The following is a 25319-nucleotide window of genomic DNA, read 5'->3' on the forward strand; positions in this document are numbered from 1 at the left end:
TTAAATTAAAATAATATCCACAACTTCACCTTCTTTTACTTTGCCTTTTGTTTCATCAATAATCGCTAATGCATCACTTTTTGCCATTGATAAAAAATTAGAAGTTTGTTGTGAAAAACTATTTTTTATAAAAATTTTACTATCATTATATTCTATATTTACTCTCACGAAATCCACTCTACCCTCTTTTGAGCGAATATTCTCTTTTGTAATCGCTTGAATTACTCTATTTTCCCACTCTTTAAATCCTGCCATTTTCTTAATAAAAGGATATAAAAACTCATGAAAATTAACTAATAAAGCAACTGGATATCCAGGTAATCCAAAAAACAATTTTTCATTTTTAGTTGCAAAAATCAAAGGTCTTCCAGGGCGAATATTTGTCATTGTAAATTTAGTATCAAATTCCAAATTTTGGGCAATATCTTTTACAAAATCATATTTTCCTTTACTTGAACCTCCACTGCTTAATAAAATATCATTATTATTTAGAGCAGTTTGAAAAATCTCAATCATTTCTTCTATTTTATCATTTACTTTTCCATAATATGTAATATCTGCTATATCTTTTAAGAGACCAAGTAAAATATAATAATTAGAATTTTTAACCCCTGCCGTGTCGGCTTGTTCAAATGGTTCTTTTACCTCATCACCAGTTACAATAATTCCAATTTTTGGTTTTTGATAAACTTCAATCTGATAATAACCAATATTTGCTAAAAGCGAAACTTTTTTATAATCTAAAAATTCTCCTTTTTGCAAAATAATTTCATCTTTTTTCATTTCCTCACCAGCAAAATTGATTAAGCTATGTTTTTCAACTGGCTTTTTTATTGTAATTTCATCTCCATTTTTTTCTACATCTTCAATTCTAACGACCGCATTCGCACCTTTTGGCATAACTGCACCAGTCATTATGAAAATTGCACCATCTTTTAACTCTTTTTGCTTACTTCCCGCTGCTGCTTCATCTGTAATTTTTAAAGTTATTGGAAATTCTAAATTATCAATATTTATAGCAAAACCATCAACGGCACTTTTATCACTTTCTGGTATGTCAAATTTTGCTTTTATATCTTCAAATAAAATTCTTCCATAAGCTTCATTTAAAGTTACAATTTCAAAAGATTTTTTAAATATATTCTCTTCAATTATATTTTTAGCATCTCTTCTTGTTTTTTTCATTGGATTTCTCCATTTACCGCTTCCAAAAGTCCACCGTGAGCTCTTTTAATTAACTCTTCTTTGGCTATTTTTTCACCAATTAAAAATCTTGGCAACCAAATATCAAATGATATTCTTTTAAAAAACAGAGCTGCTGCTGGAACTGCTACAATTGGGGTATCATTTATCCATCCCATTGTTAACATATTTCCTGGTTGAATTGGATTACCTCTAATAAATCCTTCAACTCCTGCATCTTTAACCGCTTTGTAAGTTACATCATCTGGATCCACACTTGTCCCACCTGTTAAAACTACTAAATCATATTTTTTAGAAAACTCTAAAATTTTGTCTTTTATTTTATCTTGAACATCTGGTAAAACTACTTTTTCTTCTATTTCACAAAGCAACTCTTTTAGTTTTGGTCTAAGCTTTTCTTCAAATTTATCTTTAATTCTACCTTTATAAACTTCATTTCCGGTAATTATAAGTCCTGCTTTTTTTTCTTTAAAAGGAACTACTTTTATAATTCCACCTTCTGCAATCTTTTTTGCTTTTTCAATATCACTTTTTGGTGCAACTAGTGAAATAATTCTAATTGCTGCTAGTTTATCACCTTTTTTAACTACTGTATTATTATAAATTGTTGGACAACTAGGCTCCCCAACTGAATTAAATTCATTTAGTTTTTCTACATCAATTTTACAAACTCCAAAACTATCTGAAAAAATTGTAATTTTTCCTTCTTTTGGCTCTTTTGAAAGATATGTATTAACTCCTGCAAGAGCATTTGAAAGAAGTATAGCTGCATCATTTTCGTGAATTTCATCTTCTTTTATTTCAAATACATAAATATGCTCTTTTCCTACATTTTTTAGAGTTTCTATATCTTCTTCTCTAATTATATGTCCTTTTTTAAAAATTCTTCCTTTAAATTTAGTCCCATCTACTTTTGTAATATCATGTAATAAAACTTCTCCAACTGCATTTTCTACTTTAATAATTTTTGCCATTATATTTCCTTTACATACTCATCTTTTAGTGATTTTGATACCGTTTTTGTTGTTGGTATTTTTAATACTTGAAACTTTTTAATTCTTTCAAGATATGTAATTTCAATAATATCTCCAACTTTTACGACTTTTGCAGGCTTTACTGCTTTATCATTAATTTTAACTACTCTACTTTTACACATATCTTCTGCTAAACTTCTTCTTTTTACAATATTTACTGTATTTAAAAATTTATCTATTCTCAAAGTAAAACCTTTTTTAGTTTAATTATAACATTTTTTGATATAATTTTGAAAAAAAGGATGATAATGAACAAAAAAGAAGTAAAAAAAGTTGTTTTAGCTTATAGTGGTGGGCTTGATACAAGTATTATTCTTAAATGGTTACAAGATGAATATAACGCAGAAGTAGTAACATTTACAGCTGATATTGGTCAAGGTGAAGAAGTTGAACCAGCTAGAGAAAAAGCTATAAAAATGGGAATTAAACCTGAAAATATCTTTGTTTTAGATATTCAAGAAGAGTTTGTAAAAGATTATGTTTTTCCAATGTTCAGAGCAAACACAATCTATGAAGGTGAATATCTTTTAGGAACTTCAATTGCAAGACCTCTAATTGCTAAAAAACAGATAGAAATTGCTGAGAAAGTTGGAGCTGACGCGGTAGCACATGGTGCTACTGGAAAAGGAAATGACCAAGTTAGATTTGAAATCGGATATTTAAGCCTAAATCCAGATATTACAGTTATTGCTCCATGGAGAGAATGGGATTTAAATAGTAGAGAAAAACTTTTAAAATATGCTGAAAAAAATGGAATTCCTATCGAAAAACATGGACATAAATCTCCATATTCAATGGATGCAAATTTACTTCATATCTCTTATGAAGGTGGAATTTTGGAAGACCCTTGGGCTGAACCTGAAGAAAGTATGTGGAGATGGTCAGTAAGTCCAGAAAAAGCACCAAATACACCAGAATACATAGAAATTGGTTTTGAAAAAGGTGACGCAGTTGCTATTAATGGAAAGTCACTAACTCCTGCTGTAATTTTAAGAACATTAAACGAATATGGAAATAAAAACGGAATCGGAAGAATTGATATCGTTGAAAATAGATTTGTTGGAATGAAAAGTAGAGGTTGTTATGAAACACCAGGTGGAACAATTTTACTAAAAGCTCACAGAGCGATTGAATCAATTACACTTGATAGAGAAGAATCTCATCTAAAAGATAGCATTATGCCAAAATATGCAGAACTTATCTATAATGGATTTTGGTTCGCACCAGAAAGAGAAGCACTTCAAGCATTAATTGATAATACTCAAAAAAATGTAAATGGAGTTGTTAGACTTAAACTTTACAAAGGAAATGTAGAAGTTGTAGGAAGAAAAAGTCCAAATACACTATTTAGCCCAGAATTCTGCACATTCGAAGAAGATGAAGTCTATAATCAAAAAGATGCAGGAGGTTTCATCAAACTAAATGCACTTAGATTTATTATAGAAGGTCATAACAGAAGAAATAGAGGTTAATTTCCTCTGTTTTTAAAACAACTTTCCAAGTTTCCTAAATCCATACCAAAAAAGAACAACTCCAATAATAAAAACTCCAGCAAAATCAGGCCAAATATCCATAAAACTTGAACCTCTAAAAAATATTGATTCACATCCATCAATATAATATCTAAGAGGTGAAAAAATAGTTATTTCTTGAAAAGCAGGAAGCATTGAATTAATTGGAGTCCACGCACCACTTAAAAAGAGTATTGGCATCATAAGCATTACTGTATATTGAGAAACTTCCATTACACTATTTGACACGGCTGCTATAAAAAGAGCTATACCACTAACAGAGAGCATAAATAAAAATGTAAGAAGAATAAAAAGCCAAAAGTTACCATTCATAGGAACATGAAAAAACAAAAATAAAACCACACCAACACTCACAATTGTCCCTGTCATTAGAATAATAATTTGAGAAATAACTTTAGCTAAAATTATTATTTTTGAATCAACTGGCATTAAAAGCATAATATCCCAAGTTCCTCTCTCTTTCTCTTTTACAAATACAATAGCCGTGAGTATAAGTCCTAACATCATAATAACACTCATAAGTTCACTTAAACTCATAAACCATTTAGAATTAGCATTTTGATTAAATAAAATATGACTTTTGATTTTTACAGGTAAATTTAATTTTTCAAACTTTAACAAAATATTTTGTAAATAAATAATAGTAATTTGAGCTTGCGATGCCGTAGTAGCATCAATTAAAACATTTATCTGTTTTGTTTTTTCAAATTTTTTATCAAAACTAAATCCTACCATTATCTCTTTATTAAAAATAGCTTTTTTAAGTGCTTTTTCATTTAAATAAGGCTTTGGTGGCTTAAATTCAGGCATATGAAAATGAGAAAGTATCTTAGTAGTTAAACCTGAATTTGTTTTATCAACATAACCAATAGCAACATTTTGAGGAGTTACTTTTATACCCTCACCTGCTGTATAAATATCAAAAGTAAATGAATAAATTACAAATACTACAAGTCCTGTATTCCTTAAAAATACCATTAATTCTTTCATTATAATTGTTAGAAAAGCTTTCATTTTAACCTCTTTTTAAGCAGTAAACTTCCAAGTAAAATAAGTGATACTCCATAAATAAACAAAATCCCTAAATAGAGTAAATTAGTTGAACTACTAAAGCCACTTCCTATCAAAAATGTATCATAAATAATATGATTGTAATACATTACAGGCAATAAATGTGCTTCTATATAACTCTCTTTATCCATTGACGAAATAGGCATTAAAATACCTGAATATAAAAATCCTGGAATAACAGTTACAAGTATTGTAATAACAAGTGCAGTTACTTGAGTTGAAGTTACCACAGAGACTAAAAGACCTATTCCTAAGCTAACAAGAATATAACTTTCAGTAGCTATGAAATATAACCAAAAACTCCCTCGAAATGGTAAATCAAAAATATATAAAGCTACTAATAAAAGTATAAAAACATTTACAGAATGAAGTAAAAAAGGAGGGGTGAGTTTCGCTATTAGAAATTCACTTTTTTTAATAGAAGAAGAGTAAAAATTAAAAATAGTGCCTACTTCTTTTTCTTTTACAATTAAAAGAGCAGCAAGAATTGCAGGCGCAATTAAAAGAGCTAAACCAATAATTCCAGGCACTATTGCCCAACTATCTTTCATAGATTGATTAAAAAGAGTTCTTTGATTAATTTTTATCATATTTTGACTTATAAGCATATTAGTACTTGCTTTATTTAAAAGAGTATTTATTACATATCCTTGCATAGTTGTAGCACGAATAGGAAACGCCCCATCTATAAAAACTCCAATTTCTGGCTTTTGATTCTTAAAAAGTTTTTTTTCAAAACATGCAGGAATATCTATTATAATATCAGTTTTTCCCTTTTTTATCATTTTAAGAGCTTTATTATCACTTATATTCAAAACTTTTGTATCATAATATTTTGAATGCTCAAACGCATTTATAATTTCAAGTGATGTTTTTGAATTATCATTATCTAAAATAATCGTTCTTGAATGAGTTACTTCCATTTTTATTCCATATCCAAATAAAAGAACTATCATAAGTGGCATTAAATAAACCATAAAAATCATTTTACTTCTAAAGAGATCAAGAAACTCTTTTTTGATATATGCTTTAATTATATTAATTTTCATTTTATAAGCCTTATAAATATTTCCTCGAAATTTTTTGCATCTGGAAACTCTTTATGTAAATTTTCAACCCTGTCATCTGCTATTTTTTTACCAGCTTTTAGTAAAACTACTCTATCACAATATTCTGCTTCACTCATATAGTGAGTAGTAATCAAAATAGCCATATCCATTTTTTCTTTTAATTCTTTCATCAATTTCCAAAATTGACTTCTTGCTATCGTATCAACCCCACTTGTAGGCTCATCTAAAAACAAAACAACAGGATCGTGTAAAATGGCAGCCGCTATTGAAAATCTTTGATTAATTCCAAGAGGAAGCTCCTTTGGAAATTTATCCATATAATTCTCAAATCCAAGAAGCTTCGCATACTCTTTTATTTTTTTATTCGCTTCTAAAATAGAAATTTTATGCATACTTGCAAAATAGTGCATATTTTCTCTAACCGTCATATCATCATACAATGCAAACTTTTGAGATACATATCCAATTTTACTTTTTAGCTCTAATCTATCTTTGTATGATTTTATCTCTTTATCTAAAAGTGTTAGTTTTCCACCATCCATCGGATACAATCCTAAAAGCATCTTAATAAAAGTAGTTTTCCCAGCTCCATTCGCTCCAAGAAGTCCTAAAATTTCACCTCTTCTTAGTTCCATATCAATAGAATCATCTGCAATAAACTTTCCAAAAATTTTAGTCAATTTTTCAGACTTCATCACAACTTCATTTGAAGAATTATCTATCTTATTTTTAATTTCTATATCAATTAATTCTTCATCTTTTTTCAAAGCATTTACAAAAAACAGAGCTTCCAAATCTGGCTTTGCTTTTGGTAATTCTAGACTATTTAGTGAATAAGTTCTTTTATTAAAACTAACACATTTTTCACATTTCATCTCACCTTGATAAGTATAAGACTCAACTGTTTTAATAAGTTCATCAGTTTTCCCACTTGCTATTATTTGCCCTTCATCAAACAACATAACTCTATCCATTTTTTGAGCTTCTTGCATATAGGCCGTAGAAATAAGTGCTGTTATGTTATCTTTTTGCCTCATTTCATTTACAATATCCCAAAGCTCAATCCTACTAACAGGATCGACTCCTGTAGTTGGTTCATCTAAGATAAGGAGTTTAGGCCGATGAAGAAGTGTCAAAACAAGTGAAAGCTTTTGCCTCATACCTCCACTTAAATTACCAGCTAATCTATCTTGAAATTTTTCAAGTCCTGCCATATTTAGAAGTCTGTTTTCATATTCTATATCTTTTTTAACTCCCCTAATATCTCGAAAAAAATCAAAATGCTCTTTTATAGTCATAAAATCATACAAAACTAGACCTAAACCTTGTGGCATAAGTCCTATATTTTTCTTAAATTTTTCAGCCTCTTTTGGAGAATGATAAGGCTTATTATCATATAAAATCTCACCTTCAAAAGTAATTACTCCACTAATTGCATGCAAAAGTGAGCTTTTTCCAGCTCCATCAGCACCAATAAGTCCGATAATTTCTCCATTTTCTGCTTTAAAAGATGCATTTTTTATACCATAAATATTTTTATATTTAACCGATACATTTTTTACTTCAATCATAACAGAGGTAAATTCTCCATACTTTTTGGTAATTCTTTTGAGCTATCTGTTGAAATAATTCCAATTGCTGGAAGTCCTAGTTTTAAAAGTGGATTATTAACAAGTGGTTTAAGATGCACTTCATAAACTCTTGTAATTCTATCACTTCTGACTGCTACCTCTTTTGGAGTAAATTCTGCTTTTTGTGCAATACTTACAACTTTTGCAAAAATTGGACTATTTAAATCATTATCCAAAAATATTTCAGCCTTATCTCCTACTTTTATTTTTCCATTATTAATCTCATCTACAAAAACAGATAAATAGTAACTTTTTGGATTTATTAAAGTAGCTATAACTCCACCAGCACCTATAACTTCTCCAACATTTGCTATTTTTGTATCTACAAATCCATCAATTGGTGATTTAATTGTAAGTTCATTTATCATGACTTCAATTTGTGCTTTTTGTGCTTGTAGTGCTTTAATCACTTTTGCTAATGCTTTTAGACTTTCAAGCTTAGTTTCAGATAAATTTAAATCTTTTTGTGTTACTTTTATAGCGTCTTTTAGTTGTTTTTGAGTTTGATATAATGCTTTTAATTTGTTTTTATCTGTTGTTAATTGAAGTTCAGCTATTTCAAGTTTGTGATGTTCAGCCAATTTTTTTTGCACTAATCTTTTAGTTCTTAATGTATCTTTTTTATCTTGTTTGATTATGGCAATTAAAGAATTTATATTATAATTTAACTCTTTTAATTTACTTTCATTTACATTTATAGCAATTTTAGCTTTTTGGATAGTTATATTTAACTCTTTTTTAGTTGTGTTTAGTTCTATCTCTTTTGCATCGATTTGATAAGATAAAGCAACTTTTTGTTTTTGATACTCAACTGAATTTAAAACTGCAATAACTTCATCTTTTTGAACTTTATCTCCATCATCAATTGTGATTTTTTCGATTCTTCCTGGATATTTTGTATTTAAATTGATTAAATCCCCGTTGATTCTACCAATTCCTTCAATTAAATATGGCGGAAGCTCTTTTGGATTTAACTTTTGATATATTGCAAAAGCCCCTACTACTGTTAAAGCAACTATAATAAATATCAATATTTTAGTTTTCATTATTCCCTCCATTTAGTTTTAATGTTAATTTTGTAAAAAATAGTTGAGATTCAACAAAAGATTTATTAGCTCTCGCTTGGGCAAGTTTTGAAATAGAATCATCTAAATCACTCGTAGAAACAAGCCCTTCTTTAAATTTATCTTTCATATAATGAAAATAACTTTCTCTTGCTTTTACTTCTTTGGTTGCTGCTTTTAATTCAGATTTCAAAGCATTTAAACTAAATTCATCATTTTTATATTCTGTTTTTATATTATTTAAATAATCATTATAATAAGTTATAGTTGAAAGTTTTTGAATCTTTGCCATTTCTATAGTTGCCATGTCACTTCCACCACTAAAAATATTATAATTAATTCCTAATGCAATATAACTTTTATCTCTGTTTTGATAATCATTTTTATCTATTATTGCGTTTGTTCCTTCTCTTTTAAGTCCTGCTTGAAGTCCAATTTGAGGATAAAACTTACTTTTAGCTAATTTTATATCTTTATCAGCTATTTTAAGAGCTGTTTTTATAGCTTTAACATCTGCTCTATTTTCAAAATTTGGAGTTTTTATTTTAAAATTTTGCAAATCTGAAATTGATACTATTTTTTTGTTTAAAATATATGAAAGTGAATTTAGTAATGAATTAATTTGTGATTTTGTGTTACTAATCTCTGCTTCTATTTCATACTTTTTTGCTTTTATATCTTCTAATGATGAAATATTTAATAAGCCCTCTTTAAAAAGGGCTTTACTCAAATCAACTGCACTAATTACTGCTTCTTTTGCCTTTTGTAATGCTTTTAATTTCTCTTTTAAAGCATAAATATTTGCATAAATTTGCCCACTTTGAAGAGTTAAAATTCTTTTGATATTTTTTAAATTTAATTCTTCTTTTGCTTTTTGAAGTTTGGCTTTTTCTATATTTGAAGTTATAGCAAACCCGCTAAAAAGTGGATAAGAATATTTAAACTCAAAACTATAATTATCTTTATTTCCTACTTTCATCGAAGTCATACCAGGAATTTTAGTTTTCATTATTGGATTATCTTTTAGATGACTATAATTATATGAGGCATCTAAACTTCCATAATTCAGGCCTTTTTGTGCTTTAATTTTGTGAGAGTATATTTCTATTTTTTGTTTTTGCATTTTTATTTTTAGTGAATTATCTATCAAATTAGATATTTGAGTAAAATCTTCAGCCATCATAAAAACAGGAAGTAAAAAAAATATTTTTTTCATAACGGGCTCCATTTTTGCTAATTATACCAACTATTTAGTTTGAATGTCAAGAAAGTTATAAATAATTCTTATCCACCCATCTACTAAAAAAATACAATGTCCAAATATGTTGTTTATATCTTTTATGCCCTGATTTTACGATATCTTTCAGATAATTTTCATTAAATAATTTTGTTTTTTGATTGATAGTTAAAATATAACTAAACTCATTTTCTTCTTTTAACCACTCTAAAAATGGATAAGCAAAACCTTTTTTTCTTCTATTTACGATTACTTCAGGAATATGTTTAAGAGCTACTTTTTTAATAAGTGATTTTTTTCGTCCTCTTATATTTTCTGGTAAATTAAAGACAAATTCAACCAACTCTTTATCAAGAAAAGGGCTTCTTGCTTCAATTGAATGGGCCATAAACATTTTATCAAGTTTCATAAGCAAAACTTCACCAAGCCAAACTTTCAAATCAAAATAAGTAAAATCAAATGAGTTATTAAAAGGTAAAAATCTTTGATAATCTATATCAATAATTCCCGATTTTTTACCCTTACTTTTTCCTTTTGTTTTGAGAACTCTATCAATTTGTCTTTGAAAAAACACTTCATTAATTCCACGAAAAACTGGTTCATTTGAAAAATATCTCCTAAAAACTTCCCACTCTTTTATATCTTCATAATTCCTTTGCATATATCTACTAAGCCACATTTTATTGGGTAAATTAGAGTTATTAAACTCTATAAATTCTTCATATCTTCTATATCCTAAAAAAAGTTCATCACTTCCTTCGCCACTCATCACCACTTTTAAAGGAATATTTTTAGCCAAATGAAAGGCTGGAATATAAGCACTATCTGCAATCGGCTCATCAATTATATTTACCACTTTTTCCAAATTCTCAAAAAAGTCAGATTTTGTCATATTGATTTCATTATGCTCTGAATTTATACTGTTTGCTACTATTTTTGCATATTTTCTCTCATCATAACTTTCATATCCATCATAACCTACCGAAAAAGTTTGAATTTTTTTAGGCATCAAAGTTGCAATCAAACTGCTATCAATTCCACCACTGAGCAAACTTCCAATCTCTACTTGGCTTTGCATTCGTTTATTTATAGAATTTTTAAGTAGTCTTTCTACCTCTTCCACTGCTTCACTTTCTGTAATATCTTTTATTTCTTCTCTTTTAAAATCATAATATTTGTGAATCTCTCCATCATAATAACATCCTGCTGGAAGTTTATAAATCCCTTGATAAATTGTATTCGGTGCAATTGATGAGTTTAAACTCAAATATTCAGCAAGGGCAGAAAAATTAATCTCTGGAGTATATCCTAAAAGTAAAATAATAGCTTTTATTTCACTTGCAAAATATTTATCACTAAAATATAATGGTTTTTTACCAAAGATATCTCGAAAAAGATATAACTTTTTATCGTAAATAGCAATTGCAAACATACCATCAAGTTTTTTGACAAATTCCACTCCATATTTCAAATAAAGTCTGTAAATTGCTTCTATTTCACTATCTGCATACTCTTTATAATTATAAATTTCACCATTAAAAACAATCATAATTCCATCTTTTAAAAATGGTTGAGTATTTTGATCGAGATTTTCTATAGCTAGGTGGGAAAATCCAAAATTTATATTCTCAAAAGTTTTGATATTTATATCATTATCACCACGATGAAGTAATAAATTTAAAGAATTTCTAAATTTGTCGATAGAAGTATCAAAGGCACCTAAAATTGCACACATATTTCCTCTTTTTAGATGAAATTATAACAAGTTTGGAATATGTTTTGCTTAAAAAAATAAAAAAGGACAAGTATGAAAAAAATTGCTTTAATTACAACTTTAATGGTTGGTAGTTTATTTGCTCAAACACAGCCGCAAACAACTACAGCCGCTGCTTCTAATAACAAATCTACAAAAGCGGTTAGTAATGTTGTTTCAAATATTACTATAAAACAAGCTCCAGATAATGTTAAAAATACTATAAAACAGGGTTCAAAAATAGGATGTAACATCTCCAAAACTCCAGGACTTAAAAATAATTGTATTTTAACAGTAGAAGCAAATGGAATAGGTGTTGCTCCAAGTAGTTCTGTTTCACCTGCACAAGCTACAGCAATGGCAAGACGAGCTGCAATAATAGATGGATATAAAGCACTAACTGAAAAGCTATATGGTATCAAAGTAAATGGAAGAGAAACAGTAAAAAATATGATTTTACAAAACTCTACTTTGCGTTCAAAAATCGCAGGAATTATTAGAGGTGCTATTATTGAAGACGAAGATTATAAAAATGGAATGTATAAAGTTGTAATGAGTTTAAAATTGAATGTTAAAAATTGGAATCAATATTTAAAAAACAATCCTCCGTACGCTAATTAATTTAGTTTATCGGCTAAATATTTAGCCGAGCTAAAACACCATTGGAAATTATAACCGCCAAGTTCTCCCGTAACATCCAAAACTTCACCTATAAAATATAAATCTTTTACAAATTTACTCTCAAAATCAATTAATTCTTCTAAATTAATTCCGCCTTTTGTAACTTCTGCTCGATTAAATCCAAAATTTCCAGCAGGTGAAAAAGTGTAATTTTGCAGTTTTTGTATAATAACTCCTAAATTTTGATTTTTATCTTCTATATTTTGTGATTTTAAAAATTCAGTCATAAATCTTTTTGGTAAATTTAGTAAATTTGATGGGGATTTATTTGATTTTATATTTTTGTATTTAGGTAAAAAGTTTATTTTTATATTTCCTTTTTCCCAGTAAAGTGACGCATTTAAAATAGCTGGACCAGTAATTCCTCTGTGTGAAAAAAGAATATTATTTATGAATTTTTTATTATTAACTTCTATTTCACTAAAAACAGAAACTCCACTTAAACTTTTCATCCAAAATTCATCTTTTTGCAGAGTCATTCCAACAAGTGCTGGCTTTAGAGTAATTATTGTATGCCCAAAATTCTCAGCAATTTTATATCCGATATCACTTGCTCCTAAACTTTTGAAACTAACTCCACCCGTAGCAACAACTACTTTTTTAGCTTCAATAATTCCTTTTGAAGTATGTATTAAAAAATTATCTTTTTTTTCTACTTTTAGAACATCAGCTATAAACTTTTTTTGATTAAGTTTATCTATAATATACTCACTAGTCTTAGCAAAATATTGATTATTTTTTATTTTTTGATATGGAATATTGGAAAAAAAGTTAATTACATCTTGGTTTGTATAATAATTTAAAATTTTAGAAATAAACTTTTTATCTCCTACATAATTATCAGCACTTACAAACTCATTTGTAAAATTGCATTTCCCACCACCACTTACTTTTATTTTTTGTGGTATAGGATTTTTATCAATTAAAATATACTCTTTTTGAAGATGGCGAGCAAGAAAAAGCCCACTAGCTCCTCCCCCAAGAATAGCTATTTCAGTTTTTTTCATTTTTCAAAAGATATAAATAAACTAAAGATAAAACTGGTACAAGTGTAAGTCCAAAAAAGTATGAAGCAAAATCAAATTGATTATTTTTTTGAAGCCATAAAAATCCTAACACTAAAACCACATAACCTAAAATTCTAATTAAATTAAAACCACCTTTGAAACTCATCAAAAATGCTTTATACCAAGGTAATTTTTTTAATTTTGATTTTTCAGGATTCCCAGAAGTTATAAGCTCAATTTTTTGTTTTAGATAAAAATTATTTGGCTTTTGTTTGCTCCAAATTAAACCTTTATTTAAATCTTTGAAACTATCTATGAACCATTTATAATCAATTTCATCATAAAGATTATATTTGTCTTCATACTCTTTTAAGATGTCTTTTGTGCTATTTGAAACACTTTTTTCTACTAAATTTTTATACCCTACAAAACTTCCAAGTATAATTAAACTTGCACTAAAAAATGCTATTTGAGTATTTAAAAACCAACTAAAATTACGCTCCATTGCACAAAACAAAACTACACCAATATCAACAGCAATAAAAATTCTAACTAACTTCAAAAGTTTATTCAAACATAAACCCTTTTGTAGTAAAAAATTTAGTGTTTGCTACAATTTTTTCTTTTATCAAGTCATTTTCAAGCATCTCATAAAAAACTTTTTTACTTTCATCATCTAAAATATTTTCAATATCACCTTCACTAAAAGGTCTTTTTGATAATGTTTTAGCAAGTTCTTCTTTTGTAAAACTCTCTTTTTTATTGGCTAAATTTTTTCTACTTGCTATAAAAATATGTTGATTTTTGATCTCTTTACTTAGTTCAAAAAGTTTCTCATATTCAACTGGTAAAACATCATAAGCAGGTGGTCTATCAATCGTAGAAATATCTACTCTTGCAATTTTTATTTCTTTTAAAACTTCATTTAAAGCTTTAAATTCTTCTATTTTATCGTTAATACCTTTAACGACTAAAACTTCAATAATCAAATCACCTTCATAAATTTTAGAAAATTCTTTAATTCCTTTTATAATATTTTCTATTTTAATCCCTTCAAGTGCTCTATCTATTTTTTTGAATGTTTTAGGATTTACAGAATCAAGTGATAATTTCACAATATCAAGTTTTTTTAGAGCTTTTTGGACATTAGGCTTATCAATATTCGATGAATTTGAAAGAATTAAACTTTTTTTATCTTTTTTAATTTTATTAAGTTCATCAATTAATTCATCTAAATATGGATAAAGAGTTGGCTCTCCATTTGCTGTAATTGTAATTACATCAGAATTATATTTTTCAATTGCCTCTAAAACATCATTTATTACATCTTTTACTTTTGGAGGATTTTCAATCGTATCAGTTTTTTTAGCTTTTTCAAGTTCACAATAAATACAATCAAAATTACAACATTTTTTTTCAGGAGACAAATCTATCCCCAAGCTCATTCCAAATCTTCTAGAAGAAATTGGACCAAATATATATTTCATACTATTCCTTAATGTTTTTCGTGTGATTTATGCATATAATAAAGAGACAGGGCTAATGCAAAAATACTTCCCGCTAAATATAACATATCAAGAGGTGTTGCAAAATCCATATGAATAACTTTTTTGAAAAAGCTAACAATTAATACCATTACAATTACATTTCCAAGTTTGCTTTTAAGTTCATCTAGATCATGAATTGCTAAAATTTTACTCCCTGCTTCACTCTCTTTTGCATCATCTATTTCACTAATAAAAAGTTCATAAATACCAAAAGCAAAAATAAGTAAAACAACAGCTATTAAATACAAATCAACTGCACCAATAACACCACTAACTAATGAATCATGGAAATCTTTCAAATGTATATGATTTATAAATACATCCCATGTAGCAACTACCATATCCCAAATATCTACACTCGCTACAATAAACAAAGCAGTCGCCCCAAAAAGTGCAAAAATAACTGGTAAAATAACCATAAAACGGCTGTTCCACAAAGCACCTTCAAAAACTCTTTCTACAATATTTCTCATTTATTACCTTCCATTTCTATCCATTTTTTAGCAATTCTAACTGCATTTGTAGCAGCACCTACTCTAATTTGATCAGCAACAACCCATAAATGTAGAATCTTATCATCAAATAAATCTTTTCTAATTCTTCCTACAAAAGTTGTATCAGTGTCAGTTGCAATTATTGGCATTGGATAAATATTATTTTTCACATCATCCATAACTTCAACATCTTCAAAAGCATCCAAAACTTCTCTTGCTTTTGTCACATTTACTTCTTTTTCACAATGTACACAAACATCTTCACTATGACTTCTAAGTATTGGGACTCTTACACAAGTTGCACTTAATGCTATATTTGAATGCATAATTTTGTTAGTTTCATTTACCATTTTCATCTCTTCTTTTGTGTATCCATTATCAGTAAAGCTATCAATATGAGGAATTACATTCAAAGCTATTTGATGAACAAAAGCTTTTCTATTTTTCACTTCCTCTTTAAGTTTAAAATTGAAAACAGCTCTATTTTGCTCCATTAATTCTTCCATTCCTTTTTTACCAGCACCACTAGTTGCTTGATAAGTCGCTACATCTACTCTTTTAATCCCAAATTCATCATAAAGTGGTTTAAGCGCTAATACCATTTGAATAGTTGAACAATTTGGATTTGCAATAATTCCTGTTTTTTTCCATAAAGCTATATCTTCTGGATTAATTTCTGGAACTACTAACGGAACATCATCATTCATTCTAAAATGACTTGTATTATCAATCACAACTGCACCTGCTTTTGCAGCACACTTAGCAAATTTAGCGCTTATACTTCCACCTGCACTAAAAAATGCAATTTCAATATCTTCTTCTTCAAATACATCACAAGTAAGCTCTTTTACTTCATAAGTTTTACCAGCAAATTCCACATCTTTTCCTGCGCTTCTTTTGCTTGCAAGCGGAACCATTTTATCTACTGGAATATTATATTCTGCTATTACTCTAAAAAGCTCTTCTCCAACTGCACCTGTTGCTCCCACTACTGCTACATTATAACCCATATTTTCTCCTTATTTTCTACTTTCTAAAAACAAATCTTTTACTTTTATCTCTTTATCACTCAAAATCGCTGCTCTTTCAATTACTGAAATAAGCTCTCTTACATTACCTGGCCATTCATAATCAAGAAGTTCATTTATAGCATTTTTGCTTAAACTTTTTTCTTCTAAAGAATATTCATTTATTACTTTTTTAAGTACCATTTCTGTTATCGGAATTATATCATCTTTTCTCTCATGTAAAGAAGGAATATTGATAGGAATTGTGTTTAAACGATAGAATAAATCTTCTCTAAATTTACCCTCAGATATAAAATTTTTAAGATTTTTATTTGTAGCACTTATAATTCTAATATCTAATTTTATAGGTTTAGTGCCACCTAATCTAAACATCTCTTTTTCTTGTAAAACTCTTAATAGTTTAGCTTGCAAATGATAAGGCATCTCTGCTATTTCATCCAAAAACAAAGTCCCACCATTTGCACTTTCAAAAAGACCTATTTTTTGAGCAACTGCATCTGTAAAAGCACCTTTTTCATATCCAAAAAGTTCACTTTCTACCAAAGTTTCTGGAATTGCACTCATATTAATTGCAACAAAAGGTTTATCTATTTTGTTTGAATTGTTATGGATAAACTTTGCAAACTCCTCTTTTCCTACTCCACTTTCTCCCAAAAGCAATACACTTGCATTTGTAACGGCCACTTTACTTGCTATTTCTAACACTTGTTTAATAGCAGGAGATTGGGCTATAAATTTATTTGGAATTTCTACTCTTTTTGTATTTTTTGTTTTTTCTCTGACAACCCTACTTCTCTCAATAGCTTCAATTAATTCCTCAACCTCAAAAGGTTTAGTAAGAAAATCTTTCACACCAAGTCTTATAGAATCAATAGCTTTATTTAAAGTAGCATTTCCAGTCATCATAATTACTTCATATTTCCCATTTAGCTCTTTTACAAATTCAATCCCATCCATTCGTGGCATTGTAATATCAGTAATTATTAAATCATATGAATCATCAAGCTTTTTAAGAGCATCAATAGCATTTCTAAAAGCTACTATTTCATAATCATCACTAAGCGCTAATTCTAGAGATTTTCTCATATTTATATCATCTTCAACTATTGCGATTTTCACAATTTTTCCCTTTTCAATCTTTATATTTATTATAAATTTCTAATACTTCATCTTTATTATCTAAAAATATTTGTCCAAAAAATGGATTAAATTGTTGTCCCAATTCTTCTTCAATTAAATTAAAAGCTTTTTCAACTGGCCATGCTTTTTTGTATGGTCTAACAGAAGTTAAAGCATCAAAAACATCAGCAATTGCCACAATTTGACCTTTGATATCAATTTCATCACCTTTTAATCCATAAGGATATCCTCTACCATTGAATTTTTCGTGATGAGTTATAGCTACTTCAGCTCCTGCTTTTAAATATTTATTATTTGGAAAATCTTTTAACATATCATAACCAATTATTGTATGAGTTTTCATAATTTCAAATTCTTCATCCGTTAATTTTCCTGGTTTCAACAAAATATTATCAGCTATTCCAATTTTACCTATATCATGAAGTGGTGCAGCATAAAAAAGTAAATCTTTAGTCTCTTCATCTAGTCCAGCTTTTTGGGCAATAATATTTGAGTAAAAAGCTACTCTTTTTGTATGTAAATGTGTATCTTCATCTCTATATTCAGCAACATTCGATAAAGCTGACAATGTCTCGTATTCAGCAGCCATAAGTTTTTTTGTAGCTTCTTTTACCTCTTTTTCTAATGTATGAGAATAATCTTTCAAAATTTTATTTGATTTAATTACTTTTTCACTATTTTCAACTCTAATAATTATTTCAGCCGTATCTATTGGTTTAGACAAGAATTCATTTGCTCCAACTTTTAAAGCTTCCAATTTAGTTTCATTACTATTTACAGCTGTTACCATTATACATATAATTTCTTTATCTTTTTCTTTTATTTTTTTAATAAGTTCAACACCATTCATCTCAGGCATCATATAATCTATAAAAGCCAAATCATATTGATTGGTTTCTAAAGATTTTAATGCTTCTAATGGATTTAAAAAACTATAAGTTTCATATCCTTTTTCTTTTAAAACCTCTTCTAATAAAATTACATTAATCTCATTATCATCTACTATTAAAATTTTCACCCTAATACCTTTCTATATTTATCTAAAACTTTTTGCATTTCTAAAAGCTCGTTTTTATAATCAATCTCTTTCTCTTCTCTTGCACTTTCTTCAATAATTTTGGCTATTTGGGCTAATTTATCAAATTTTATCGTTGCAGTTCCACCTTTGATTTTATGAGCTACTTTAGAAATAGTATCAAAATCACCACTATTTATAGCTTCTTCTAAATTTTTCATATCAGTTTTAATATTTTTAAAGAAAGTTTCTAATATTTTATCAAAAACAACTTCAGGAAGTCCTATTGATTTTGCAACTTCTTGTTTATTATATTCTAAACTATTTTCTTCTTCTACTTCTTCAACAATTTTCTCTTTTGATTCTTCAACTTCTTTTTTATTTTTTAGAAATTTATTTAATATTCTAAGTAATTCATTAGAATCAATAGGTTTAGCTAAATATCCATCAGCAACTTCTAAAAATTTCTCTTTATCTCCTTCCATTGAATTAGCTGTAAGCATAACAATTGGGGTAGCTTCTAAAGAATTTTCTTTTTCGTAATCTTTTATTTTTTTAGTTGCTTCTATTCCATCCATATTTGGCATATTCATATCCATAAAAACTAAATCAAACTTATCATTTTTAAATTTATCAATAGCTTCTATTCCATCATTAACTATTTCATATGTTATCTCTTTTTCATCCAATAAAGCACTTAAAAGTTGTTGATTTACCAAATTATCTTCTGCTATCAATACTTTTGCCTCAAACTTATTAAGCACAGATTTATTAGTACCTTTATTTGTAATTGATTTTTTATTATCTAAGAAATTAACAACACTATCTAAAATTTTTGAATTATTAAAGTTTTTTGATATATCTTTACCTACAACAACAAAATACTCTTCATAATCACTAAACTTTTCTAATAATGTTTTATCTTTTGTAAAAATCAAATCATTATCATTTATTTTATCTAATTTTTCTACAACTAAAACTTCTTTAACTATATTTTGTAAATAGTCTTTGATTTCATCACATCTATCACAATTAATAATTTTTACAACAATTGTTTCTAATGCAATCATTAACTCATTTTTTTTATTAGATTTCTTCAAATCTATACAGAAATAAAAAATACTTCCTTTTCTTTCTTCACTCTCAACTTTTAACTTAGAGCCCATTTTTTCAACTATTTTAGAACTTATATTTAGACCAAGTCCCGTCCCACCAAATTTTCTCGTAATTGAATTATCTGCTTGTGAAAAAGCTTCAAATATTGTGACTTGTTTATCTTTTGGGATTCCTATACCAGTATCTTTTACATAAAAACACAAAGTTAAATTGTCTTTTGTTTCTTTTTCTTTTTTTATTTCCAATTCAACTTTTCCATTTTCCGGAGTAAATTTAATAGCATTATTGATCAAGTTTGAAATAACTTGTTTTATTTTATATTCATCACTTATTACATTTATAGGAGAATTTATATCAATATTTACTTTATAATCTATATTCTTTTCTAATGCTTTAGCTCTAAAAAGTTGTGCTGTTTGCTTAAATGCAATTGCAGGATTGAACTCTTTTTCTTCAAGAGTTATATTTCCGGATTCTATCTTGGAAATATCTAAAATATCATTTATTATAGTAAGTAATCCCTTTCCACTTGAATCTATAATACCTAAATATCTTTTTTCTTTTCCTTTAATATTATTAGATTTAGAAAGTAACTCAGTAAATCCTAAAATACCATTTAAAGGTGTTCTTATCTCATGACTTATATTTGACAAAAATAGCATTTTTGCTTGTTCTGCATCTTTTGCTTTTTGCATAGCATGAATAATATCTGTAATATCTTGCCTTATAGCTATGAATTCTTGAATATTACCATTATTATCTTTAATAGGCGCTACAATTACTTTTATATAATAATCAGTTCCATTTTTATGCATATTTTTAAGCTCACCTTGCCAAATATTACCTGAAAGGATTGTTTTCCATAAACCTTTATATACTTCTTGTGACACATCAGGATGACGAACTATATTATGAGGTTTTCCGATTAGCTCTTCTTTACTATATCCACTAATTTTACAAAATTTTTCATTAACATAAGTTATAATTCCTTTTATATCAGTTTTTGATACAATCGAACTTCTATCTATAAAACCTATATATTGATTTAAATAATTATTTAATTTTTCTATCTCTTCTTTATCTTTTTCAAGTTGTGTAACATCTGCCATAGTAATAACTATATTTTCACTTCTTTTTAGTTTCTCAGCTGAAATTTTAAAAATATAGATTTTATCATTCTTTTTTATTTTCACTTCATGTAAAATATCAGGATTTTCTACCAAATATTGAACCCAATTTTTATTTTCAAAATCATAAATAAAGCCTTCCTCTTTTATAAAACAGTCACATACACAAGAATGAACTTTCATAAATTCTTCTAAATTATTAAAATCATCAAAAAATTCAAAAAACAATTTATTTACACTTTTTAAAGTTCTACCATCATTTACAATAATAATTGTATCTAATGAATCTAATGTATCAATATAAAAATTCTTCTCATATTCTGATTTTTTTAATAATTTTTCTATTTCTAGTTGATTATTTTTAATATTTTTTATTGTTTCATTAAAAATAGTTCTTATATCTTCAGCCTCTTTAACTAAAAGATGATCTTTTATTTCATAAAATTTTTTTCCTGCAACAATAAGTTTCATACTATTTATTAATTTATTAGTAGGTTTAATAAGTAATTTGTCATATAATAAGTTTAATATGAGTAATATCAAAATTATAAACAATATTACAATAATAAATTTATTTCTAATTTTAGAAAAAATTGTTTTATTCAATTTAGTCATATTATAATACAAAACTACATCAAAATTATAATTCTTAACTAAAAAATGTTTAACATAATAAATATCTCCATTTATACCTATTTTTTGAACTTTATCACTAATAGAAGTAGTAAACAGTTTTTTTTTATCTCCTTTGACAAAAATAGTTTTTTTACCATCTTTTATTAAAAGTCCATCTAGAGTAAATAAATTAGTTGTTCTCAACTCTTTAATCAATATATCTTTAAGATCTTGTAGATGTTTATATTTATCAAATGAAGCAAAATAAATAAACTTATAAGTTAAATCCAAATGATTTTGAATATATTTTTCATATTTATTTAAATTATGGGTTATTCTATCACAATTAATTTCTTTTTGTTGATTATAAAAAATATAAAAAGTAATAATAGAACTAACTATTAAAATAAGAATAAAAAGAGTAAAAAGAATTTGAATAAAAGAAAATTTTTTTTTCATTATCAAGACCTTTAAAAAATTATATTATAAGTATATCAAAAATTATTTACTTTTTTCTTGCATTATCATAATTCCATTTTTCAAAATTATATTAAACCTTTTAGGTGGAAATGAGAGTTTTGTACGATTTTGTAGAATAAAATTATTGATTTTATCATTGTTATAAATAATTACTCCATTTTTTGAAAGAACATCTACGATATTATCAGATTCATATTTAAAAATATCTTTTATAGTTTTATGTTTTGGATAATAAATAATAGTTTTTATAGTTTTTAATTTTGGATTAGTTAAAGCTTTTGAATACTCTATTTTATAGCTAAATAGTTTATAATTATGAGTTACGAATTGAAAAGAAAGATAATAATCAGTAGCAAAAAGAAAAATGGGAAAAAAAAGAATTTTCCACATTTTATTCAGAAATTAGCGGATCTTGAATAGGTTCAGCTGGAGTGTTCTCTGCTTCAATTTCTTCTTCATCTTTTTCGACAGGGGTTTTTGCAATTGAAACAACTTTGTCACCTTTATCAACCTTAATAATAGTTACTCCACTTGCATTTTTACCAGTTTTTCTAATTGAAGTCATATCAACTCTAATCATTTTACCTTTACTTGTAAGAAGCATCAAATCAAAATCTTCTTCTGTTGTAAGCATTCCTACTAAATCACCAGTTTTTTGAGTAAGTTTCATAGCGATTACACCGCTTCCACCTCTATTGGTAAGTCTGTAAGCACTAACTTCTGTTCTTTTACCAAAACCTTTTTCACTTACACTCAAAACTTCTTGATTTTCATCTGCAACTGCAAATGCACCTACAACTTCATCATCCTCTTTTTTGAATTTAATTCCTCTAACACCTCTTGCAGTTCTACCCATTTCACGAGCTTTTTCTTTCTCAAATCTAATAGCCTGACCTTTTTTAGTTATTATTAGAATTTCTTTATCTTCTGAATAAATAACTTTTGCAGTTACCAATTCATCATTTTCATCAAAAGTGATAGCTCTTACTCCACCATTTCTAATATTTTTAAATTCGCTTAAATTAGTTCTTTTAACAACTCCATTTTTAGTAAAAAATGCTAATGATTTATTTTCATCAAAATCAGTTGTTTTGATGATTGTCATTATTTTTTCATCTAGTTCAAGTTTGATTAAATTAACAATCGCTTTACCTTTGGCAGTTCTGCTTCCTTCTGGAATTTTATAAACTTTTAGCCAATGTAATTGTCCTCTATCTGTAATTATCATCAAAGTATCGTGTGAATTACAAACATAAAAACTTTCAATAAAATCATCTTCATAAGTAGTCAAAGCAGTTTTACCTTTTCCACCTCTATTTTGTCTTTCATAAGTTTTAAGAGGTACTCTTTTTACATAACCTCTATGAGTAATTGTTACGATTACTTCTTCTCTTGGGATTAAATCTTCACTATCAATTTCATCATAATCATCAATAATTTCAGTCACTCTTGGAGTATTATATTTTTCTTGAATCTCTTTAAATTCATCTTTTATAATACCTTCAAGTTTTTCTTCACTTTTTAGAATTGAAGTTAAATATTCGATTTTTTCCATAAGTTCTTTATACTCATTTTCAAGTTTTTCAACTTCTAATGAAGTAAGTCTTGAAAGTTTCATATCAAGAATTGCACCTGCTTGAATATCACTTAAAACAAATTTTTCAATCAATTTTTCTTTTGCATCTGCTGTATTAGCAGAAGTCTTAATAGTTTGCACTACTTCATCAATATTTGCCAAAGCAATTTTGAGACCTTCTAAAATATGAGCTCTTGCTTTTGCTTTTGTAAGTTCATAAATAGTTCTTCTAATTACAACAGTTTTTCTATGTCTCAAAAATAGTTCTAACAATTCAAAAATATTAAATAATTTAGGTTCTTTATTGTTGATAGCAAGCATATTGATACCAAAACTTGTTTGCATTGCTGTTTGTTTATATAGATTATTTAAAACAACTTCTGTAATTGTTCCTCTTTTAAGCTCAATCACAACTCTTATTCCATCTCTATCTGATTCATCTCTAATTTCAGAAATACCTTCAATTAATTTATCTTTTGCAAGTTGTGATATTTTTTCTATAAGTTTAGCTTTGTTTACTTGATAAGGAAGTTCATCAATTACGATAATATCTTTCCCTTTTGTTTCGATATGAACTTTTGCTCTAATTTTGATACTTCCTCTACCACTTTTAAATCCTGAAACAATTCCTTTTTTACCAAAAATAGTTCCACCAGTTGGAAAATCTGGACCTTTTACAATCTCAAGTATATCATCAATTGTTGCATCTTTGTTTTCAAGCATATAAATAAGCGCCTCTATTAATTCACTTAAATTGTGTGGAGGAATATTTGTAGCCATCCCAACAGCAATACCACTACTTCCATTTAATAAAAGATTTGGAAATCTTGTAGGTAAAACATCAGGCTCTTTCTCAGTAGCATCATAGTTTGGCACGAAATCAACTGTATCTTTTTCGATATCTTTTATTAATTCCTCACTAAGTTTAGTAAGTCTGGCTTCTGTATATCTCATAGCAGCTGCATTATCTCCATCAATAGACCCAAAGTTTCCTTGACCATCTATTAATGGAACTCTCATTGAAAAATCTTGCGCCATTCTTACAAGTGCATCATAAACTGCTGTATCTCCATGTGGATGATATTTACCGATTACATCCCCAACGATTCTTGCTGATTTTTTGTAAGAACTTCCAGCAGTGATTCCCATTTTGTGCATTGAATATAAAATTCTTCTATGAACTGGTTTTAGACCATCTCTTGCATCAGGTAAAGCTCTACCCACAATTACACTCATAGAATAATCTAAATAACTTTGTTTTAGACTATCTTCAATATTTACTTCTTTAATATTTCCCATAAAATTCCTTTTTGCAAACTTTTATATTTATAATATTACCAAAATTACCATCTTTTATCTACTAAAACAACACAAAATAATACATTTATTCCATATTTCTTCAAAGTTTGCTTTGCTTCATTCAAAGTTGTACCAGTTGTTACTACATCATCTACCAAAATTACATCAATATTCTTTTCGCCTTTGTACTCGAAATTTCTAGGATTATTTAGTCTAAACTTCAAATCTTTTCCAGCATACTGAACTTGATTTTTTGAAAGTAATTTTTTATATTGTGGAGTTATATATTTTGATTTTAAAGCATTATTTAAAATAGCCGTGTGAGAATAGCCTTTTTTAACTTTATCATCAATTGAAAGTGAAATTATATTTTCTTTGTAAACTTTACTAAACTCTGCAAATGAATTTTTTGCTAAAATTTTAAATATTCTACTTCCAAATGGATGATATTTATATTTTAAAAGAGTTTCAATATTTTCATAAGAATAAAAAGAGAGAATATCATCTCTTTTTTGAATCGTTGGAGTTAATAAGTTTTTTTGACATTTTTCGCAAATTATTTCAAGTGAAAAAGAGTTGCAAGTTAGACAAAACATCTG

22 protein-coding genes are annotated in these 25319 nt (G+C 27.3%); 2 read left to right on the forward strand and 20 right to left on the reverse strand.

Translation table 11 applies throughout. The annotated features are described in order from the left end of the window. Genes ACZ5OA_RS06410 through ACZ5OA_RS06420 form a run of 3 tightly spaced genes read right to left on the reverse strand, consistent with a single transcriptional unit; the run spans position 1 to position 2422 of the window. Positions 1–1185 (reverse strand): molybdopterin molybdotransferase MoeA, encoded by a 1185-nt coding sequence (locus ACZ5OA_RS06410; protein WP_464907049.1) that lies wholly within the window; start codon positions 1183–1185, stop codon positions 1–3. After that, positions 1182–2177, reverse strand: a complete 996-nt coding sequence (locus ACZ5OA_RS06415; protein WP_464907050.1) for a molybdopterin-binding protein — start codon at positions 2175–2177, stop codon at positions 1182–1184. Before ACZ5OA_RS06415 ends, ACZ5OA_RS06410 begins: the two co-directional genes overlap by 4 nt. Further along, positions 2177–2422 carry an RNA-binding S4 domain-containing protein gene (locus ACZ5OA_RS06420; RefSeq protein ID WP_464907051.1) on the reverse strand — a complete coding sequence of 82 codons (246 nt, stop codon included), beginning with the start codon at positions 2420–2422 and terminating at the stop codon, positions 2177–2179. The genes ACZ5OA_RS06415 and ACZ5OA_RS06420 overlap by 1 nt, the downstream gene beginning before the upstream one ends. A 63-nt stretch (positions 2423–2485) precedes the next feature. On the opposite strand from ACZ5OA_RS06420, the gene ACZ5OA_RS06425 reads away from it, so the two are divergent. Then, the gene (locus tag ACZ5OA_RS06425) at positions 2486–3709 is read left to right on the forward strand and encodes an argininosuccinate synthase (RefSeq protein ID WP_464907052.1); all 1224 of its coding nucleotides are present in this window, start codon (positions 2486–2488) and stop codon (positions 3707–3709) included. Positions 3710–3721: 12 nt separating this feature from the next. Here ACZ5OA_RS06425 and ACZ5OA_RS06430 read toward each other — a convergent pair whose 3' ends face one another. The 6 genes from ACZ5OA_RS06430 to asnB are packed head-to-tail and all read right to left on the reverse strand — an operon-like array spanning position 3722 to position 11577. After that, on the reverse strand, positions 3722–4783 hold the full coding sequence (locus ACZ5OA_RS06430; RefSeq protein ID WP_464907053.1) for an ABC transporter permease: 1062 nt from the start codon (positions 4781–4783) through the stop codon (positions 3722–3724). Continuing rightward, positions 4780–5889, reverse strand: coding sequence for an ABC transporter permease (locus tag ACZ5OA_RS06435; RefSeq protein WP_464907054.1), 1110 nt, complete (start codon positions 5887–5889; stop codon positions 4780–4782). Before ACZ5OA_RS06435 ends, ACZ5OA_RS06430 begins: the two co-directional genes overlap by 4 nt. Then, positions 5886–7481 (reverse strand): ATP-binding cassette domain-containing protein, encoded by a 1596-nt coding sequence (locus ACZ5OA_RS06440; RefSeq protein WP_464907055.1) that lies wholly within the window; start codon positions 7479–7481, stop codon positions 5886–5888. Before ACZ5OA_RS06440 ends, ACZ5OA_RS06435 begins: the two co-directional genes overlap by 4 nt. Continuing rightward, positions 7478–8587, reverse strand: coding sequence for an HlyD family secretion protein (locus ACZ5OA_RS06445; RefSeq protein WP_464907056.1), 1110 nt, complete (start codon positions 8585–8587; stop codon positions 7478–7480). The genes ACZ5OA_RS06440 and ACZ5OA_RS06445 overlap by 4 nt, the downstream gene beginning before the upstream one ends. Next, positions 8577–9821: a TolC family protein gene (locus ACZ5OA_RS06450; RefSeq protein WP_464907057.1), complete on the reverse strand. Its 1245-nt coding sequence runs from the start codon at positions 9819–9821 to the stop codon at positions 8577–8579. Before ACZ5OA_RS06450 ends, ACZ5OA_RS06445 begins: the two co-directional genes overlap by 11 nt. A 55-nt stretch (positions 9822–9876) precedes the next feature. Further along, positions 9877–11577: an asparagine synthase (glutamine-hydrolyzing) gene (asnB, locus tag ACZ5OA_RS06455; protein ID WP_464907058.1), complete on the reverse strand. Its 1701-nt coding sequence runs from the start codon at positions 11575–11577 to the stop codon at positions 9877–9879. A 72-nt stretch (positions 11578–11649) separates the two neighbouring features. On the opposite strand from asnB, the gene ACZ5OA_RS06460 reads away from it, so the two are divergent. Beyond that, complete coding sequence (locus ACZ5OA_RS06460) at positions 11650–12216, forward strand: hypothetical protein (RefSeq protein WP_464907059.1); 567 nt, start codon at positions 11650–11652, stop codon at positions 12214–12216. Here the strand turns inward: ACZ5OA_RS06460 and ACZ5OA_RS06465 are convergent. From ACZ5OA_RS06465 to ACZ5OA_RS06515, 11 genes are read right to left on the reverse strand one after another with little or no spacing between them, the layout of a single operon-like run. Then, complete coding sequence (locus ACZ5OA_RS06465; protein WP_464907060.1) at positions 12213–13283, reverse strand: BaiN/RdsA family NAD(P)/FAD-dependent oxidoreductase; 1071 nt, start codon at positions 13281–13283, stop codon at positions 12213–12215. The two genes, ACZ5OA_RS06460 and ACZ5OA_RS06465, sit on opposite strands and share 4 nt — an antisense overlap. Continuing rightward, positions 13270–13857 (reverse strand): hypothetical protein, encoded by a 588-nt coding sequence (locus ACZ5OA_RS06470; RefSeq protein WP_464907061.1) that lies wholly within the window; start codon positions 13855–13857, stop codon positions 13270–13272. Before ACZ5OA_RS06470 ends, ACZ5OA_RS06465 begins: the two co-directional genes overlap by 14 nt. After that, on the reverse strand, positions 13850–14770 hold the full coding sequence (locus ACZ5OA_RS06475) for a radical SAM protein (protein WP_464907062.1): 921 nt from the start codon (positions 14768–14770) through the stop codon (positions 13850–13852). The genes ACZ5OA_RS06470 and ACZ5OA_RS06475 overlap by 8 nt, the downstream gene beginning before the upstream one ends. Before the next feature lie 8 nt (positions 14771–14778). Beyond that, a complete protein-coding gene (locus ACZ5OA_RS06480; protein WP_464907063.1) occupies positions 14779–15303 on the reverse strand; it encodes a YqhA family protein in 525 nt (174 codons plus the stop codon). Continuing rightward, positions 15300–16334 (reverse strand): aspartate-semialdehyde dehydrogenase, encoded by a 1035-nt coding sequence (locus ACZ5OA_RS06485; protein WP_464907064.1) that lies wholly within the window; start codon positions 16332–16334, stop codon positions 15300–15302. The genes ACZ5OA_RS06480 and ACZ5OA_RS06485 overlap by 4 nt, the downstream gene beginning before the upstream one ends. Before the next feature lie 9 nt (positions 16335–16343). Then, positions 16344–17471: a sigma-54-dependent transcriptional regulator gene (locus ACZ5OA_RS06490; protein ID WP_464907065.1), complete on the reverse strand. Its 1128-nt coding sequence runs from the start codon at positions 17469–17471 to the stop codon at positions 16344–16346. Positions 17472–17484: 13 nt separating this feature from the next. Further along, positions 17485–18510 carry an HD domain-containing phosphohydrolase gene (locus ACZ5OA_RS06495; RefSeq protein ID WP_464907066.1) on the reverse strand — a complete coding sequence of 342 codons (1026 nt, stop codon included), beginning with the start codon at positions 18508–18510 and terminating at the stop codon, positions 17485–17487. Continuing rightward, entirely contained in the window at positions 18507–21824 is a 3318-nt protein-coding gene (locus tag ACZ5OA_RS06500; RefSeq protein WP_464907067.1) for an ATP-binding protein, read from the reverse strand. The genes ACZ5OA_RS06495 and ACZ5OA_RS06500 overlap by 4 nt, the downstream gene beginning before the upstream one ends. Before the next feature lie 42 nt (positions 21825–21866). Beyond that, on the reverse strand, positions 21867–22235 hold the full coding sequence (locus ACZ5OA_RS06505; RefSeq protein ID WP_464907068.1) for a hypothetical protein: 369 nt from the start codon (positions 22233–22235) through the stop codon (positions 21867–21869). Between the two features lies 1 nt (position 22236). Next, a complete protein-coding gene (gene gyrA / locus ACZ5OA_RS06510; RefSeq protein WP_464907069.1) occupies positions 22237–24720 on the reverse strand; it encodes a DNA topoisomerase (ATP-hydrolyzing) subunit A in 2484 nt (827 codons plus the stop codon). Positions 24721–24764: 44 nt separating this feature from the next. Continuing rightward, positions 24765–25316 carry a ComF family protein gene (locus ACZ5OA_RS06515; RefSeq protein WP_464907070.1) on the reverse strand — a complete coding sequence of 184 codons (552 nt, stop codon included), beginning with the start codon at positions 25314–25316 and terminating at the stop codon, positions 24765–24767. Between the last annotated feature and the right edge of the window lie 3 nt (positions 25317–25319).

The organism is Thioreductor micantisoli, from assembly GCF_055392745.1.

Coding starts and splice junctions, on each gene's coding strand:
- ACZ5OA_RS06410 (WP_464907049.1), bottom strand. CDS start 1,185: ATGAAAAAAACAAGAAGAGATGCTAAAAATATAATTGAAGAGAATATA.
- ACZ5OA_RS06415 (WP_464907050.1), bottom strand. CDS start 2,177: ATGGCAAAAATTATTAAAGTAGAAAATGCAGTTGGAGAAGTTTTATTA.
- ACZ5OA_RS06425 (WP_464907052.1), top strand. CDS start 2,486: ATGAACAAAAAAGAAGTAAAAAAAGTTGTTTTAGCTTATAGTGGTGGG.
- ACZ5OA_RS06430 (WP_464907053.1), bottom strand. CDS start 4,783: ATGAAAGCTTTTCTAACAATTATAATGAAAGAATTAATGGTATTTTTA.
- ACZ5OA_RS06435 (WP_464907054.1), bottom strand. CDS start 5,889: ATGAAAATTAATATAATTAAAGCATATATCAAAAAAGAGTTTCTTGAT.
- ACZ5OA_RS06440 (WP_464907055.1), bottom strand. CDS start 7,481: ATGATTGAAGTAAAAAATGTATCGGTTAAATATAAAAATATTTATGGT.
- ACZ5OA_RS06445 (WP_464907056.1), bottom strand. CDS start 8,587: ATGAAAACTAAAATATTGATATTTATTATAGTTGCTTTAACAGTAGTA.
- ACZ5OA_RS06450 (WP_464907057.1), bottom strand. CDS start 9,821: ATGAAAAAAATATTTTTTTTACTTCCTGTTTTTATGATGGCTGAAGAT.
- asnB (WP_464907058.1), bottom strand. CDS start 11,577: ATGTGTGCAATTTTAGGTGCCTTTGATACTTCTATCGACAAATTTAGA.
- ACZ5OA_RS06460 (WP_464907059.1), top strand. CDS start 11,650: ATGAAAAAAATTGCTTTAATTACAACTTTAATGGTTGGTAGTTTATTT.
- ACZ5OA_RS06465 (WP_464907060.1), bottom strand. CDS start 13,283: ATGAAAAAAACTGAAATAGCTATTCTTGGGGGAGGAGCTAGTGGGCTT.
- ACZ5OA_RS06475 (WP_464907062.1), bottom strand. CDS start 14,770: ATGAAATATATATTTGGTCCAATTTCTTCTAGAAGATTTGGAATGAGC.
- ACZ5OA_RS06480 (WP_464907063.1), bottom strand. CDS start 15,303: ATGAGAAATATTGTAGAAAGAGTTTTTGAAGGTGCTTTGTGGAACAGC.
- ACZ5OA_RS06485 (WP_464907064.1), bottom strand. CDS start 16,334: ATGGGTTATAATGTAGCAGTAGTGGGAGCAACAGGTGCAGTTGGAGAA.
- ACZ5OA_RS06500 (WP_464907067.1), bottom strand. CDS start 21,824: ATGAAAAAAAAATTTTCTTTTATTCAAATTCTTTTTACTCTTTTTATT.
- ACZ5OA_RS06505 (WP_464907068.1), bottom strand. CDS start 22,235: ATGTGGAAAATTCTTTTTTTTCCCATTTTTCTTTTTGCTACTGATTAT.
- gyrA (WP_464907069.1), bottom strand. CDS start 24,720: ATGGGAAATATTAAAGAAGTAAATATTGAAGATAGTCTAAAACAAAGT.
- ACZ5OA_RS06515 (WP_464907070.1), bottom strand. CDS start 25,316: ATGTTTTGTCTAACTTGCAACTCTTTTTCACTTGAAATAATTTGCGAA.